The following is a 14,557-nucleotide window of genomic DNA, read 5'->3' as shown; positions in this document are numbered from 1 at the left end:
GGAGTGGCTCATGAGTAAGGAAAACGCGCTGCGCGGCACGATGCTGACGGTCACGCGCCGCTATGCCGCAGGCATCGACGTGGGCGAGGACGCGGTGCGGCTCGCGATCGTCAGCAGACGATTGCGGGCGAACGCAGCAGTGTGTGTCGAACATCTGGAGGCGGTGGCGCTGCCGTCGGGGGCGGTCATCGCCGGCGATTTCGTCGATCGTGCGGCCATCGTCGCGGCTTTGCGCGAGGCGTTCGGCCGCTTGCCGGAAAGCGGCGCGTGGCGGGCGCTGCGCTGCGCGATGGGCTTGCCCGCTGCGGCGACGCTCACGACCCAGATTCCGCTCGCGCGGCTGATGGAAGACCATGAGCAGCTCACGGCCTCCATCGGTGGCGATCCGCGCGGCATGCTCGAACCGGCGGTGCTCGCCCAAGCCGAACGCGCGACCGGCATCGAACGCGGCGCGCTGGCGGTGGACTGGTCCGTGCAGGCGCGCGAGGACGGCGAGGCGCAGGTCGCGATCGCGGCGACGGCGCGGCGTCACGTCGAAGCGCGCGTCGAAACGGCGGCGGAAGCGGGCATCGCGCTATCGGCCATCGACGGAGAACCGGCTGCCGCGTTGCGCGCGATGCGGCATGCCGGCTCGGTCGAGCTGGACGCCGATGCGCGCTATCTCGTTTGCTGGCTGGAGAGTACGGGCCTGCACGGCTGGCTGGTCGGTGCGCGGGGCGTCGAAAACGAGATCCGTTATCCCGCGCCGGAGCATCGGAGTATCGCCGACGCGCTGCATGATCTTGCGGACGAGGCGGCGCCGCTCGATTGCATTTACGTGGGCGGCCAGATCGAGCTGATGGCGCACGCGTGTCTGCCGCTTCCGATGCTGGGCAAGAGCTTTGGCTGCCCAGCTCTGCCGTTCGAGGCCGCGCCTTACTGCAATGGGGCATCCGGGATTCTCGCTGCGAACAAACATTCGCCGCGATTCGCGACCGCGTTCGGGCTTGCGTTGCGCGAGGTGATGCAATGAACGCCGTCATGCTCGATGGATTCAATCTGCTTCCGTATCGCGCGCGCAAGCGCCGTGAGTTGCGGCGTCAGCGGCTCGCGTTGATCGGCGCGATCAGTCTGGCAGGGTGTGCCGCCGTCGGCGCCGTGGCCGGCTGGGACGCGTTCGAGCGCCTCCGCCTGGACGAGCGGCGCATGGCGCTGGAGACGTCGCTGCGCGCATCGGGCGCGCATGTCGACGAACACGCCCGGCTCATTCGCGCCGAAGCGGAGAGGCGGCGCGCGCGTGACGCCGCGCAGCCACTGGCTTTGCCGCGCGAGCGCTTTCTCGCGCTGCTCGAAGCGCTCGCGGACACGCCGCCGCAACGAGGCATCGCGCTCCAGCGCGTGTCGCAGCGCACGAACGAGGTCGAGCTTGCCGCGCTCGCGCCGGATTCGCAGGCGGCCGCGCAATGGCTCAAGCGGCTGGAGGGGCTGCGCGGCGTGCAATCGGTCGAAGTGATCGAGATGAAGCGGCGCGCGGATACTGCGACGCCGGGCAAGCGCGTTGCACCTGCAATCGTCGGCGAACGGTCCGCGCATTTCGAGTTCGTCGCGCTCGTGCGCTACGCGCCGGATCATGCGCGCGACGAAGCCGCATCGCGTCAGATGCGTCCCATCTTGACGGCCACCCGTCCTTCAGCGCAGGGGAAACGCCCATGAGCACGATTCCGATGAACCTGCCTGCCAAACGGCATTCGCGCGGCATGCCGTCCGTCTTGCAGCCGCTCGATGAATGGTCGTGGCCTCGAACCGCGTGTGTCGGCCTCATTCTGGGCATGCTTGTATTCATCACGGGCCTGCGGGCCTGGCAAATGTCGGACGCGAGCCAGCTCGATGCAAGCCGCGCGGCATGGGCGGCTGCGCAAGCGAAGGCACGGGACGCGGAGCGCATCGCGGCGGAATTGCCCGATCTTCGCGCGCGAGCGGCGTCGGGCCGGATGGAGCCGGCAGTCTGGAGCGCCTCCGACGCGTTGCGCGCCGTCGCGGATGTGGCGGCGCAGAACGGGCTGCGCGTCGCGGGCATCGAGCCCGTCGCGCTCAGGAGCGGCGATCCGAAAGCACGCGAACCGATTCCGGAGCGCGCGCTGAAGCTGCGTGCGGACGGCACGTTCGCAGAGATGCGACGCTTTCTGGAAGCGCTCGCCGGACTGCCGCGGCTCGTCGTCCCCGAAAACGTTCAGATCAGGCGACAGACGGGCGAGCTTGCCATCGAAGCGACGCTGCGCATCTTCGAAACGCTGCCGGCGGTGTCGCACGCCGCCGCGCCACGTGCGGACGCGTTCATCGTCGATCCGTTCGGCGGTGCGGACGCCGCCGCGCAGGGTGGCGACATGCTACTGGTCGGAACCTTCGTCGGTCGCCATCGCGCGATGGCGCTGCTGCAAAGTGGCCACGACGTCGATGGCTTCGCGCCGGGACAGAAAATCGGCGACGAATGGCTCGGGCGCGTCCTCCCTCGCGCTGTCGAACTCGCTCGCAACGACGGCATGTCGCGCAAGCTGACGCTCGCGGAGGATCGCAAGTGAAACGCATCGCGCAGCTTTTACGCGGATTCGCTGGTGCGGGCGCGGCGGCGCTGATATTCGCGCACGCGGCGCTCGCCGCCGAGAGCGCGGACACGATCATCGCGCCGCTGCCTCCGCTGCCGGCATCGTTCGATATTCAGCCGACGGAACAGCTCGCCATCGACGCCGCGCCTCCTTCGCCCGCTCCACTCGTGGACGCCAAGCCCGCAGTCGAATCAGCCGAGGCACTGGAAGGACCACCGGTGCCGTTGCCTGCACTCGAACGGCTGAGCGGCGCGTCGCGCGGCAACGACGACGGCAAACCGATCACCCTCGATCTAAAAAACGCCGACCTGAGCGCCGCACTTCATGCGTTCGCGCGCTTCACGGGCCTGAATATCGTCGCGAGCGAGAAGGTGCGCGGGCAGGTGACGATGAATCTCGTCGCCGTGCCGTGGCGGCGCGCGTTCGACACGCTGCTCGAAGTCCACGGCCTCGCGATGGAACAGCACGGCACCGTGATCTGGGTCGCGCCGCTCGCCGAGCTCGCCGCGCGCGAGAAGCTGCGTTTCGAGGCACATGCGCGCACCGCCGATCTCGAACCGCTCGCGAGCCGTACGTTCGTGCTGCGCTATTCGCGCGCGGACGAACTCCGCAAGATGCTGACCGGCGCGGGCGGTCAGCGGGTGCTGTCGAAACGCGGCTCCGCCATCGCCGACGCGCGCACCAATCTGCTTTTCGTCACCGACCTCGACGCACGCGTCCAGCAGATGGCGGAGCTGATCGCACTGATCGACAAACCGACGCCGCAGGTGATGATCGAGGCGAAGATCGTCGAGGGCGAGGCGGGGTTGTCCCGCAATCTGGGCGTCAAACTGAGCGTCGCGCCGCAGAACGATCCGTCAACCGGGTTCGCGGGCGGCAAAGAGGGTGTGGTATACGATCTGTCGGCAGGGCCGATCAACGGCTTCGACGCGGCGACCGCCGGACTCACGCTCTTCGTCGCCCAGGCGACACGCCTGCTCAATCTCGAACTGAGCGCGCTGGAGGCGGAAGGGCGTGGGCAGATCGTGTCGCGTCCGCGTGTCGTGACGGCGGACCGGGTGAAATCCATCGTCGAGCAGGGCATGGAAGTGCCATATCAGGCGAAAGTCGGCAATGGCATGTCGGGCGTGCAGTTTCGGCGTGCAACGCTCAAACTGGAGGTCGAGCCGCAGATTACGCCGCATGGCCATGTCATTCTCGATCTCGACATCACGAAGGACAGCCTGGGCGAGCAGACGGCGAACGGTCCGGCCATCCACACGAAGCACGTCCAGACGCGCGTGGAAGTGGAGAACGGCGGGACCGTGGCGATCGGCGGCATCTATTCCGATGACGAGCGCGACGATGTCACCGGCGTGCCGGGATTGTCGAAACTGCCGCTGATCGGCTGGCTGTTTCGCCATGAGGCGCGGCGACGCGCAAAAAGCGAACTGGTCATATTGATCACGCCGCATGTGATCGCGAGCAGCGGCTGAGCTGCGCCAGGAGGACGGCGCGACTCGACAAAGCGGGCGGTTTGCCCTTAAGCTGCCGCACGAACAAATTGCATCGAACTGGAAGGAAACCGAGTTGCAGGAAGGGCACGCGAACGCGAACATCTTTTTCGTCGGACTCATGGGGGCGGGTAAAACCACCGTGGGCCGTGCGGTTGCGCGCCGTCTGCAGCGCTCGTTCATCGATTCGGATCTGGAGATCGAGGCGCGCACGGGCGCCCGCATCCCCGTGATCTGGGAGCTCGAAGGCGAGGAGGGTTTCCGTCAGCGCGAGGCGAACATCATCGACGAGCTGTCGCAGCGCAGCGGCATCGTGCTCGCGACGGGCGGCGGCGCGGTGCTGCGGACCGATAATCGCGAACATCTGAAGAATCGCGGCATCGTCATCTATCTGCGCGCCAATCCGCACGATCTCTGGCAGCGCACGCGGCGCGACAAGAATCGTCCGCTGCTGCAGACCGAAGATCCGCGCGGCAAGCTCGAAGCACTCTTTCAGACGCGCGATCCGCTGTATCACGAATGCGCGCATTTCGTCGTCGAAACGGGGCGGCCGACCGTGAACGCGCTCGTCAATATGGTCCTGATGCAACTGGAGGTCGCCGGCGTCGTCAAGTCGGCTGAGTCATAATGTCCGCCATGATTACCGTCAACGTCGAACTGGGCGAGCGCGCCTACCCCATTCATATCGGTGCGGGCCTGATCGGCCGCACTGAGCTTTTTGCGCCGCATATCAAGGGCGCGTCGGTGGCGATCGTCACCAATTCCACCATCGATCCGCTCTACGGCGACCGGTTGCGCGCCGCGCTCGAACCGCTCGGCAAGAAAGTGACGACGGTCGTCCTGCCGGACGGCGAGGCGCACAAGAACTGGGAAACGCTCAACCGGATTTTCGATGCGCTGCTCACCGAACGAGCCGACCGCAAGACCACGTTGATCGCGCTGGGCGGCGGCGTCGTCGGCGACATGACCGGCTTCGCGGCCGCGTGCTACATGCGCGGCGTGCCGTTCATCCAGGTTCCGACCACGCTGCTCTCGCAAGTGGATTCCTCGGTCGGCGGCAAGACGGGCATCAATCATCCGCTCGGCAAGAACATGATCGGCGCGTTCTATCAGCCGCAGGCGGTGATCGCGGATATCGGCGCGCTGCACACGCTGCCGGAGCGCGAGCTGGCGGCGGGCATCGCGGAAGTCATCAAGACGGCCGCGATCGCGGACGCGACGTTCTTCGACTGGATCGAAACCAATATCGACGCGCTGAATCGCCGTGACGACGAGGCGCTCGCGCATGCCGTGAAGCGTTCGTGCGAGATCAAGGCAGCGGTCGTCGCGTCTGACGAGCGCGAAGGCGGACAGCGCGCGATTCTCAATTTCGGCCACACCTTCGGCCATGCGATCGAAGCCGGGCTCGGCTACGGCGAATGGCTGCACGGCGAAGCGGTCGGCTGCGGCATGGTGATGGCGGCGGATCTCTCCGTGCGTCTCGGCAAGCTGGACGAAGCCGCGCGCCAGCGTCTCGTGCGCCTGATCGAGGCGGCGAAGCTGCCGGTCACGGCGCCAAAGCTCGGCGACGACCGTTACGTCGATCTGATGAAGGTCGACAAGAAGGCCGAAGCCGGCGCGATCAAATTCATTCTGCTGACCCGCTTCGGCGCGACCGAGATCGCGAGCGCGCCCGATCAGGCCGTGCGCGCGACGCTCGCAGCCAGCGTCTGATCCGCGCGAGCGGCGGCTAGAACCACGAATGCGGAGCAGCCGGTGAGCGAAAAAGAAAGTCAATTTCCACTGGGCACGCCGTCATCGCTCGTGCTCGAAGCGCATCTCGCGCCGTACGCGGCGCACTCGTCGCGATCGCGCGGCCGGCGTTTCGCCGAGCCGCCGCCCGCCGCGCGTACCGAGTTTCAGCGCGACCGCGACCGCATCGTGCATTCGACCGCGTTTCGCCGGCTCGAATACAAGACGCAGGTCTTCGTCAATCACGAAGGCGACCTGTTCCGCACGCGTCTCACGCATAGCCTCGAAGTCGCGCAGATCGCGCGTTCGGTCGCGCGCAATCTGCGGCTGAACGAAGATCTCGTCGAAGCCATCTCGCTCGCGCACGATCTCGGCCATACGCCGTTCGGCCACGCCGGGCAGGACGCGCTGCACGATTGCATGCGCGATCACGGTGGCTTCGAGCACAATCTGCAAAGCCTCGCGGTGGTCGATCAGCTCGAAGAGCACTACGGCGCGTTCGACGGCCTGAACCTGTGCTTCGAAACGCGCGAAGGCATTCTCAAGCATTGCTCGCGCGAGAACGCGCGCAAGCTCGGCGATCTCGGCGAGCGCTTTCTCACGGGCAAGCAGCCTTCGCTCGAAGCGCAGATCGCCAATGTCGCCGATGAAATCGCGTACAACAATCACGACGTCGACGATGGCCTGCGCTCCGGTCTCATCACGCTCGAACAGCTTGCCGAAGTGAGCCTCTGGCACACGCATTTCGACGCGGCGCGCGCCGATTATCCGAACATCGAGGGGCGCAGGCTGATTCACGAAACGATCCGGCGCATCATCAATACGCTGATCGTCGATTTGATCGAGGCGACGGGCCGCAACCTCGAGCGCGTCGCGCCGCAATCGCTCGATGACGTGCGCAATGCCCCGACGCTCGTCGCGCACAGCGACGAAGTCGCCGCGCAGGCGGCGCAACTCAAGCGCTTCCTGTTCAAGAACCTGTACCGGCACTATCGCGTGATGCGCATGGCCAACAAGGCGAAGCGCGTGGTGACGGGCCTCTTCGAAGCGTTCACCGACGATCCGCGCCTGCTGCCGCCTGCCTATCAGGCGCGCGGACCCGTGGCGGAGGAATCCGCTAACGACGCGCCTTCGGCGAGCCACGACAGTTCGCAGGCGCGGCTCATCGCGCATTACATCGCCGGGATGACGGATCGTTACGCATTGAAGGAGTATCAACGCCTGTTTGTCATCGACAACAACTAATATCGCGCATTTTCGAAGCGCGAATTCGCAAAAAGGAGACTCATCGATGAGCTGCAAGCCCTTGTTCCGCACGATCTCGGCCGCGGCCGTTCTGGCGTTCGGCGCCAGCACCGCGGCGCAGGCCGCGACGGAAATCCAGTTCTGGCATGCGATGGAAGCCGCGCTCGGCGAGCGCGTGAGCGACATCGCCAACGATTTCAACAAGTCGCAGAGCGATTACAAGATCGTCCCGGTGTTCAAGGGCACCTATGACCAGACCCTCGCGGCCGGTATCGCGGCGTATCGCAGCGGCAACGCGCCCGCGATCCTGCAAGTCTACGAAGTCGGCACCGCGACGATGATGCAGGCGAAGAAGGCCGTCATTCCCGTCTCCGACGTGTTCAAACAGGCGGGCGTGCCGCTCGATGAAAAGGCCTTCGTGCCGACGATTTCCGGCTACTACAGCGACGCGAAAACCGGCCATCTGATCTCGATGCCGTTCAACAGCTCGACGCCGGTGCTCTACTACAACAAGGACGCGTTCAAGAAAGCGGGCCTCGATCCGAACCAGCCGCCGAAAACCTGGGCCGATGTCGAAGCCGACGCGAAGAAGCTGAAGGCCGCCGGTTACTCGTGCGGCTATTCGTCGGGCTGGCAGAGCTGGATTCAGCTCGAAAACTACAGCGCGTGGCACGCCGCGCCGTTCGCATCGAAGAACAATGGCTTCGACGGTCTCGACGCCAAGCTCGAATTCAACAAGCCGCTGCAGGTCGCGCATATCCAGTTCCTGCAGAAGATGGCGAAGGACGGCACGTTCACCTACGTGGGCCGCAAGGACGAGCCGGTGTCGAAGTTCTATAGCGGCGATTGCGGGATCATCACGAACTCGTCGGGCTCGCGCGCGACCATCGCCAAATACGCGAAGTTCGATTACGGCGTCGGCATGATGCCGTATGACGCCAGCGTGAAGGGCGCGCCGCAGAACGCGATCATCGGCGGCGCGAGTCTGTGGGTGTTGTCGGGCAAGGATCCGGCCGTCTACAAGGGCGTCGCGAAGTTCCTCGCGTACCTGTCGACGCCGGAAGTCGCGGCGAAGTGGCATCAGGACACGGGCTATCTGCCGGTCACGCAGGCAGCGTATGAGCTCACGCAGAAGCAGGGCTTCTACGAGAAGAATCCCGGCGCGGACATCGCCATCAAACAGATGCTGAACAAGCCGCCGCTGCCATACACGAAGGGTCTGCGTCTGGGCAACATGCCGCAGATCCGCACCATCGTCGATGAAGAGCTGGAGCAGGTCTGGGCCGACAAGAAGACGCCGCAACAGGCGCTCGACGCATCGGTGCAACGCGGCGACGAACTGCTGCGCCGCTTCGAGAAGACCGGCAACTAAGCTCATACAGCCGGCGCCCGCGCTACGCGGGCGCCTAGTTCAGGACACCAGCGAATGGAAAAACGGTCTCGTTTCGATACGAGCGTGTTGCCGTATCTGCTCGTCGCGCCTCAGCTCGCGATCACCGCGCTGTTCTTTCTCTGGCCTGCGGGCGAAGCGCTCTGGCAAGCCACGCAAAGTCAGGACGCGTTCGGCACGTCGAGCGAGTTCGTGGGGCTGGCGAACTTCAAGCAACTGTTTGCGGACCCGCTCTATCTCTCGTCGTTCAACACGACGATGATTTTCTGCGCGCTCGTCACCGTGTCGGGACTCGCGATCTCGCTGCTGCTCGCCGCATGCGCCGATCGCGTGACGCGCGGTGCGAAGGCGTATCAGACGCTGCTGATCTGGCCGTACGCGGTCGCGCCCGCGATCGCCGCCGTGCTGTGGTCGTTTCTGTTCAACCCGAGCATCGGGCTCGTGACGTATGCGCTCGCGAAGCAGGGCATCGTCTGGAATCATGCGCTCAATGGCACGCAGGCGATGTTCCTCGTCGTGCTGGCATCGGTGTGGAAGCAGGTCAGCTACAACTTCCTGTTCTTCTATGCGGGCCTGCAGGCGATTCCGCAATCGCTGATCGAAGCCGCCGCCATCGACGGCGCCGGGCCCGTGCGACGCTTCTTCGGCATCGCGCTGCCGCTGCTGTCGCCAACCAGCTTCTTTCTGCTCGTCGTGAATCTCGTCTACGCGTTCTTCGATACCTTCCCCGTGATCGATGCCGCCACCGGCGGCGGCCCCGCGCAGTCGACCAAGACGCTCATCTACAAGATCTTTGCGGAAGGCTTTCAGGGACTCGATATCGGCAGTTCCGGCGCGCAGTCGGTGGTGCTGATGGTGATCGTCGTCGCGCTGACGATCGTGCAATTCCGCTTCGTCGAACGCAGGGTGCAATACTCATGATCGAGAACCGTCGCGGTTTCGATATCTTCTGTCACGCGGTGCTGATACTCGGCGTCGCGCTGGTCGTGTTCCCGGTGTATGTCGCGTTCTGCGCGGCCACGATGAATTCGAAGGAAGTGTTCAGCGTGCCGATCTCGCTTGTGCCGAGTTCGCATCTCTTCGAAAACATCGCGCATATCTGGACGCACGGCAGCGGCAACGCGGCCGCGCCGTTCGGCCTGATGCTCATCAACAGCCTCGTGATGGCGCTCGTCATTTCGATCGGCAAGATCGCGGTGTCGATCGTCTCCGCGTACGCGATCGTGTTCTTCCGCTTTCCGATGAAGAACCTCGCGTTCTGGCTGATCTTCGTCACGCTGATGCTGCCCGTCGAAGTGCGTATTTTTCCCACGGTGCAAGTCGTCTCGTCGATGCATCTGTCGAACACGTATGCGGGCTTGACGCTGCCGCTGATCGCGTCCGCCACGGCCACGTTTCTGTTCCGGCAATTCTTCATGACGCTGCCCGACGAATTGATGGAAGCGGCGCGCATCGACGGCGCGGGACCGCTGCGTTTCTTCTGGGACGTCGTGCTGCCGCTCTCGAAGACGAACATCGCGGCGCTCTTCGTCATCACATTCATCTACGGCTGGAATCAGTATCTCTGGCCGATTCTCATCACCAACGAGGTGTCGCTGCAGACGGCGGTGGTCGGCATCAAGAGCATGATCGCGTCCGGCGATACCGCGACCGAATGGCACTACGTGATGACAGCGACGCTGCTCGCGATGCTGCCGCCGCTCGCCGTCGTGCTGACGATGCAGCGCTGGTTCGTGCGCGGACTCGTCGACGCCGAAAAATAAGGAGACCCTGGATAGATGGCTGCGCTGAATCTCAAAGGCGTCAAGAAAACCTACGACGGCTCGAACTACGTGCTGCACGGTATCGATGTCGCGATCGAAGACGGCGAGTTCGTCGTGATGGTCGGCCCGTCGGGCTGCGGAAAGTCGACGCTGCTGCGCATGGTGGCGGGACTCGAAAGCGTGTCCGAAGGCGCGATCGAAATCGGCGGCAAGGTCGTGAACAAGCTGGAGCCGAAGGATCGCGATATCGCGATGGTATTTCAGAACTACGCACTTTATCCGCACATGAGCGTCGCGCAGAATATGGCGTATGCGCTGAAGATCGGCGGCGCGGATCGCGCGACCATCGAGTCGCGGGTGGCGAACGCAGCGCGCATTCTCGAACTCGAGCATTTGCTCGCGCGCAAGCCGCGCGAGTTGTCCGGCGGCCAGCGGCAGCGCGTCGCAATGGGCCGCGCGATCGTGCGCGAACCGGCGGTGTTCCTGTTCGACGAACCGCTTTCGAATCTTGACGCCAAGCTGCGCGTGCAGATGCGCCTCGAAATTCAACGCCTGCATGCCCGTCTGGCTACGACGAGCCTGTATGTCACGCACGATCAGATCGAAGCCATGACACTGGCACAGCGCGTCATCGTGATGAACAAGGGGCATGCCGAGCAGATCGGCGCGCCGACCGAAGTGTACGAACGTCCGGCGACAGTATTCGTCGCGAGCTTCATCGGCTCGCCAGCGATGAATTTGCTCGAAGGGCGTTTGTCCGCAGACGGATCGCTGTTCGAGGTCGCGGGCGATGGACCGAAGCTGCCGGTCGCGGGCGCAACGGGTGTATCGAGCGCGATGCACGGGCGCGAATGGATCGTCGGCATTCGTCCGGAGCACATGACGCCCGGCAACGGCAGCGCGCCCAGCGCGACGCTCGATGTCGATTCGGCAGAACTCCTCGGCGCGGACAATCTCGCGCACGGCAAGTGGGGCAAGCACGATGTGGCGGCGCGTTTGCCGCACGAACATCGACCGCAGCGCGGCGAGCGGCTCGCCGTGTCGTTGCCCGCGAAGCATCTGCATTTCTTCGATCCGGCAACGGGGCGGCGCGCCAATTGAATGGAGCAGAAGCGATGAGAACCTGGCCTTATCCCGCGATCGTCGCGCATCGCGGCGGCGGCAAGCTCGCACCGGAGAACACGCTCGAAGCGATCGACGTCGGCGCGCGCTTCGGCCACACGATGATCGAGTTCGACGCGAAACTCTCCGCCGACGATGTCGTTTTCCTGCTGCATGACGACGCGGTGGACCGCACGTCGAACGGTCATGGCGCGGCGAAAGCGCTGACCTACGCGCAGTTGAGCGCGCTCGATGCGGGCTCCTGGTTCGGCGCGGAATTCGCGAACGCGCGCATGCCGACGCTCGCGCAAGTTCATGAACGATGCACGAAGCATGGACTCGCGGCGAACATCGAAATAAAGCCGAGCCAGGGGCGCGATGTGGAAACGGGCGTGCTCGTCGCGCGCGAGGCGGCGCGCCTGTGGGCGGATGCCGAAATCGCACCGCTGTTGTCATCGTTTTCGTATGCGGCACTGGAGGCGGCGCGCGATGTCGTGCCGAATCTCCCGCGCGGCATGCTGTACGAGCGCGTACCGGAGAACTGGCGCGCGCAGACCGCGGCGCTATCGTGCGTGTCCTTGCACGCGAGCCATCGCGCGCTCGATGAGGCACTCGTCGCGCAGATCAGGGATGCGGGCCTGCGCATCCTTGCCTATACCGTGAACGACCCGGCGCGCGCGCGGTTGCTTGCGCAATGGGGCGTCGATGCGATCTGCACGGATCGCATCGACATCATCGGCGCTGATTTTCTGGAGGCGTCGAGGAATTGAATCGCTAGCGCACGCGGGCAAGCAGCACGCCCGCGACGAGCGCCAGCCCGCCAACCAGCACGATAGTCTGCCAAGGCTTTTCGTGGATGTAGGCGTCCGCGTCTTCGAACACGGCGCCTGCGCGCTCGCGCAATGCGGCGTGCGTGTCATTCAACCGTGCGCGCGCGCTATCGAGACGCTCGCCGATCTGCGCGCGTAGTGCTGCTGCATCGGCTGACGTGCCTTCCGCCAATGTGCTTTCGAGTTCGCTGAGCAGCGTGCGGAGTTCGGCGCCGATATCCTCGGCTGCTTCACGTCCATGGCGCGCCATGCGGCGTGCGCGGCGGCCCGTCGTGGTCCATGAGTCTCCGATGGCGTCTCGCGTATTAGGCAGTGCGTTCATAGATCGCTCCGTCGATGGATGAGTCGTGGATGGCCCGCCCGAAGCGGGGAAACTCATCATGCAGCAAATTCGATGCCGCCGCTTCGACTTTGCGCAATGCTTCGGTAAGCGCGACCGTGACCGCATTTCCCGCGCGTCGGCGCGTAAGAACTGCAAGTCGTTCTTTCTTTCAGAGGTCACATTTACAAGCTCATGCAAAGAGAAACGCCGGCATGAGTGAATCATGCCGGCGTTTTGTTTCTTTTCGCAGAGACGCTTTATATCGTCATTACCTGCTCATGAGCAGTATTGCTTTAGAAGCGGTAGCCTACTCGCAAATACGTAACGATCGGGTTGAGCGTGATTTTTGCCTGCGACTGAACATTCAGCGTGCCGACAGGCGTTTGTGCCTGCGTGTTCAACTTCGCAGTGGCCTTCAACGGAATGAAGGACACGGAGAAGCCGGCGAACCAGTGTTCTGTGAAATTGTAAGTCGCGCCGACATTAAACACGGGCGCCCACGAACTATCCGTGTCGACCGTGGTCGGACCATGCAGGACCGAGCCTTCGAATTGCTGGTTCGTGATCTGGGCGTCGGTAAACCAGGTCCGCGTCACGCCGATGCCAACGAACGGACGGAACTTCGCCGTAGGAGCATTGAAGAAGTATTTGAACAGCAGCGTCGGGCTCCACTGCTTGGCGCTGCCGAGCTTGCCGTACTGCGAGAAGGTGCCTGTGCCTTCGAGATCGAACGTGGGCGGTATGCCCATTTCGAGTTCGGCTGCGATGTGGTCGGTAGCGAAGTAACCCAATGTGAAGCCGGCTGTGTCAGCGCTCCCAATGCCGGCGCCGGTGCCGGGAACATCGATATTGACCGGAGATCCGCCTACACTTGTTTCTTTGAGCGGACCGCTGCTGTCTTGCGGGGCAAAGTGAAACCAGCCTGCCGTTGCATAGAAGGACCCAGCAGATTGCGCATGTGCCGCGGTGGACACACACGCTAATGCCGCGATCCCCGTGATGACTTGTTTTATTTTCAATTTGTGCTCCTCCAGAAAAGCACGCTCATTATGAACATAAGATTTCACATTAACCATAGCGGCGCCGTAGAGCATTTTCCCTAGGGCAAAGAGCGGCTTTGGGGCTTCGTTGCACGGCACTTGCATGTGTTTGTCCACGCTGCCACAACGGCTCTGAGAGGCCCCCGATTGGGGTAACACAAACGCGACCAACGGAATATCCAGAATGGCACGGCTTGCACGACTCTACGTTCCCGAACAGCCGCAGCATGTCATCCTGCGTGGTCTCGACCAGCAACCCGCATTCGTCGACGACCAGGACTACGAGCTTTTCATCGACTGCTTGAGGACTGCTTCACGTGATCATCACCTCTCAATTCACGCCTACGCGCTCATGCCGCAGGCGGTGCATCTGCTTGTCACGCCGCGCGACGAGGCCAGCTTGCCCAAGGCGATGCAGGCCGTCGGGCGTCGTTACGTAGCGCACTTCAATCGCCGTTACATGCGGCGCGGCACACTGTGGGAAGGCCGCTACCGCGCCACGGTGATCGAGGGCGAGCGTTACTTTTTGCTCGCCACGCGCGTCGTCGAGACAGCGCCGGTGCGCGCGCAACTCGTCGCGACGGCGCAGGATTACAAGTGGTCCAGCTTCCGTCATCACATCGGGCTCACGCTCGATGGCCTCATCACGGACCATCCGCTGTTCTGGTCGCTCGGCAACACGCCGTTCGAGCGCCAGCACGCCTACAAGGAGTTGTGCGAGCAACCGCTCGACGAGCGGGAGGCCAACCGTCTCCTGCAAGCGACACTCAAAGGCTGGGTGCTGGGCAGCGAGGCCTACCGCGAATGGGCATCGCATGCAGCCAACCGTCGGGTGTCGCCTTTGCCGCGTGGACGGCCTCGCAAGATTCGCGAAACCCCACAGCCCCAATAACGGCCTCTGACGGCAAACCTGAAGCACAAAATGAAACGGCGTCTCGAATTTTCGGGGTTCGCCGTTTCTTTTTTATGATTATTAATGCGGCCCTAATATATTGGGGCGTGCTTGCACCATATCGATAATTGGTGCCATATCATCAAGTTTTATTTGCCATCCTTTTGA

Annotated in this window: 15 protein-coding genes; 13 read left to right on the top strand and 2 right to left on the bottom strand. The window is 63.7% G+C overall.

The window, feature by feature from the left end; genetic code table 11:
• The first annotated feature begins 10 nt into the window (after positions 1-10).
• The 12 genes from pilM to ugpQ all read left to right on the top strand — a co-directional run bounded on the left by pilM (position 11) and on the right by ugpQ (position 12,075).
• Positions 11-1,012, top strand: a complete 1,002-nt coding sequence (gene pilM / locus NK8_RS12730) for a type IV pilus biogenesis protein PilM (protein WP_213226561.1) — start codon at positions 11-13, stop codon at positions 1,010-1,012.
• Entirely contained in the window at positions 1,009-1,692 is a 684-nt protein-coding gene (locus NK8_RS12725) for a PilN domain-containing protein (RefSeq protein WP_213226560.1), read from the top strand. The genes pilM and NK8_RS12725 overlap by 4 nt, the downstream gene beginning before the upstream one ends.
• Positions 1,689-2,558 carry a type 4a pilus biogenesis protein PilO gene (pilO, locus tag NK8_RS12720; RefSeq protein ID WP_213226559.1) on the top strand — a complete coding sequence of 290 codons (870 nt, stop codon included), beginning with the start codon at positions 1,689-1,691 and terminating at the stop codon, positions 2,556-2,558. The genes NK8_RS12725 and pilO overlap by 4 nt, the downstream gene beginning before the upstream one ends.
• Positions 2,468-4,057, top strand: coding sequence for a type IV pilus secretin PilQ (locus NK8_RS12715; protein ID WP_213226558.1), 1,590 nt, complete (start codon positions 2,468-2,470; stop codon positions 4,055-4,057). The genes pilO and NK8_RS12715 overlap by 91 nt, the downstream gene beginning before the upstream one ends.
• 94 nt (positions 4,058-4,151) lie before the next feature.
• Positions 4,152-4,703 (top strand): shikimate kinase, encoded by a 552-nt coding sequence (locus NK8_RS12710; RefSeq protein ID WP_162066454.1) that lies wholly within the window; start codon positions 4,152-4,154, stop codon positions 4,701-4,703.
• 8 nt (positions 4,704-4,711) lie between these two features.
• Positions 4,712-5,788: a 3-dehydroquinate synthase gene (aroB, locus tag NK8_RS12705; RefSeq protein ID WP_213228644.1), complete on the top strand. Its 1,077-nt coding sequence runs from the start codon at positions 4,712-4,714 to the stop codon at positions 5,786-5,788.
• Between the two features lie 42 nt (positions 5,789-5,830).
• A complete protein-coding gene (locus NK8_RS12700; protein WP_213226557.1) occupies positions 5,831-7,051 on the top strand; it encodes a deoxyguanosinetriphosphate triphosphohydrolase in 1,221 nt (406 codons plus the stop codon).
• A gap of 46 nt (positions 7,052-7,097) precedes the next feature.
• A complete protein-coding gene (gene ugpB / locus NK8_RS12695) occupies positions 7,098-8,423 on the top strand; it encodes a sn-glycerol-3-phosphate ABC transporter substrate-binding protein UgpB (protein WP_213226556.1) in 1,326 nt (441 codons plus the stop codon).
• A gap of 54 nt (positions 8,424-8,477) precedes the next feature.
• A complete protein-coding gene (gene ugpA / locus NK8_RS12690) occupies positions 8,478-9,362 on the top strand; it encodes a sn-glycerol-3-phosphate ABC transporter permease UgpA (protein ID WP_213226555.1) in 885 nt (294 codons plus the stop codon).
• Entirely contained in the window at positions 9,359-10,204 is an 846-nt protein-coding gene (ugpE, locus tag NK8_RS12685; RefSeq protein ID WP_061179091.1) for a sn-glycerol-3-phosphate ABC transporter permease UgpE, read from the top strand. Before ugpA ends, ugpE begins: the two co-directional genes overlap by 4 nt.
• Before the next feature lie 15 nt (positions 10,205-10,219).
• Positions 10,220-11,305, top strand: a complete 1,086-nt coding sequence (locus NK8_RS12680; protein WP_213226554.1) for a sn-glycerol-3-phosphate import ATP-binding protein UgpC — start codon at positions 10,220-10,222, stop codon at positions 11,303-11,305.
• Positions 11,306-11,319: 14 nt separating this feature from the next.
• Positions 11,320-12,075: a glycerophosphodiester phosphodiesterase gene (gene ugpQ, locus NK8_RS12675; RefSeq protein ID WP_213226553.1), complete on the top strand. Its 756-nt coding sequence runs from the start codon at positions 11,320-11,322 to the stop codon at positions 12,073-12,075.
• A 4-nt stretch (positions 12,076-12,079) separates the two neighbouring features.
• Here the strand turns inward: ugpQ and NK8_RS12670 are convergent, their stop codons facing one another.
• Together NK8_RS12670 and NK8_RS12665 are read right to left on the bottom strand one after the other, a co-directional pair.
• Positions 12,080-12,457 (bottom strand): YqjD family protein, encoded by a 378-nt coding sequence (locus tag NK8_RS12670; protein ID WP_061179088.1) that lies wholly within the window; start codon positions 12,455-12,457, stop codon positions 12,080-12,082.
• Between the two features lie 293 nt (positions 12,458-12,750).
• Positions 12,751-13,476 carry an OmpW family protein gene (locus NK8_RS12665; RefSeq protein WP_061179128.1) on the bottom strand — a complete coding sequence of 242 codons (726 nt, stop codon included), beginning with the start codon at positions 13,474-13,476 and terminating at the stop codon, positions 12,751-12,753.
• 205 nt (positions 13,477-13,681) lie between these two features.
• Between NK8_RS12665 and NK8_RS12660 the strand changes: the two genes are divergently transcribed.
• Positions 13,682-14,389 carry a transposase gene (locus tag NK8_RS12660; RefSeq protein WP_213226552.1) on the top strand — a complete coding sequence of 236 codons (708 nt, stop codon included), beginning with the start codon at positions 13,682-13,684 and terminating at the stop codon, positions 14,387-14,389.
• The last annotated feature ends 168 nt before the right edge of the window (positions 14,390-14,557 follow it).

The sequence above is a fragment of the Caballeronia sp. NK8 genome (assembly GCF_018408855.1).
GTDB lineage: Bacteria > Pseudomonadota > Gammaproteobacteria > Burkholderiales > Burkholderiaceae > Caballeronia.
Note: the sequence above shows the minus strand (reverse complement) of the source record. Positions and strands in the feature narration are given on the sequence as shown.

Coding starts and splice junctions, on each gene's coding strand:
- aroB (WP_213228644.1), top strand. CDS start 4,712: ATGATTACCGTCAACGTCGAACTGGGCGAGCGCGCCTACCCCATTCAT.
- pilM (WP_213226561.1), top strand. CDS start 11: ATGAGTAAGGAAAACGCGCTGCGCGGCACGATGCTGACGGTCACGCGC.
- NK8_RS12660 (WP_213226552.1), top strand. CDS start 13,682: ATGGCACGGCTTGCACGACTCTACGTTCCCGAACAGCCGCAGCATGTC.
- ugpA (WP_213226555.1), top strand. CDS start 8,478: ATGGAAAAACGGTCTCGTTTCGATACGAGCGTGTTGCCGTATCTGCTC.
- NK8_RS12670 (WP_061179088.1), bottom strand. CDS start 12,457: ATGAACGCACTGCCTAATACGCGAGACGCCATCGGAGACTCATGGACC.
- pilO (WP_213226559.1), top strand. CDS start 1,689: ATGAGCACGATTCCGATGAACCTGCCTGCCAAACGGCATTCGCGCGGC.
- NK8_RS12715 (WP_213226558.1), top strand. CDS start 2,468: ATGGCTCGGGCGCGTCCTCCCTCGCGCTGTCGAACTCGCTCGCAACGA.
- NK8_RS12725 (WP_213226560.1), top strand. CDS start 1,009: ATGAACGCCGTCATGCTCGATGGATTCAATCTGCTTCCGTATCGCGCG.
- ugpQ (WP_213226553.1), top strand. CDS start 11,320: ATGAGAACCTGGCCTTATCCCGCGATCGTCGCGCATCGCGGCGGCGGC.
- ugpE (WP_061179091.1), top strand. CDS start 9,359: ATGATCGAGAACCGTCGCGGTTTCGATATCTTCTGTCACGCGGTGCTG.
- ugpB (WP_213226556.1), top strand. CDS start 7,098: ATGAGCTGCAAGCCCTTGTTCCGCACGATCTCGGCCGCGGCCGTTCTG.
- NK8_RS12680 (WP_213226554.1), top strand. CDS start 10,220: ATGGCTGCGCTGAATCTCAAAGGCGTCAAGAAAACCTACGACGGCTCG.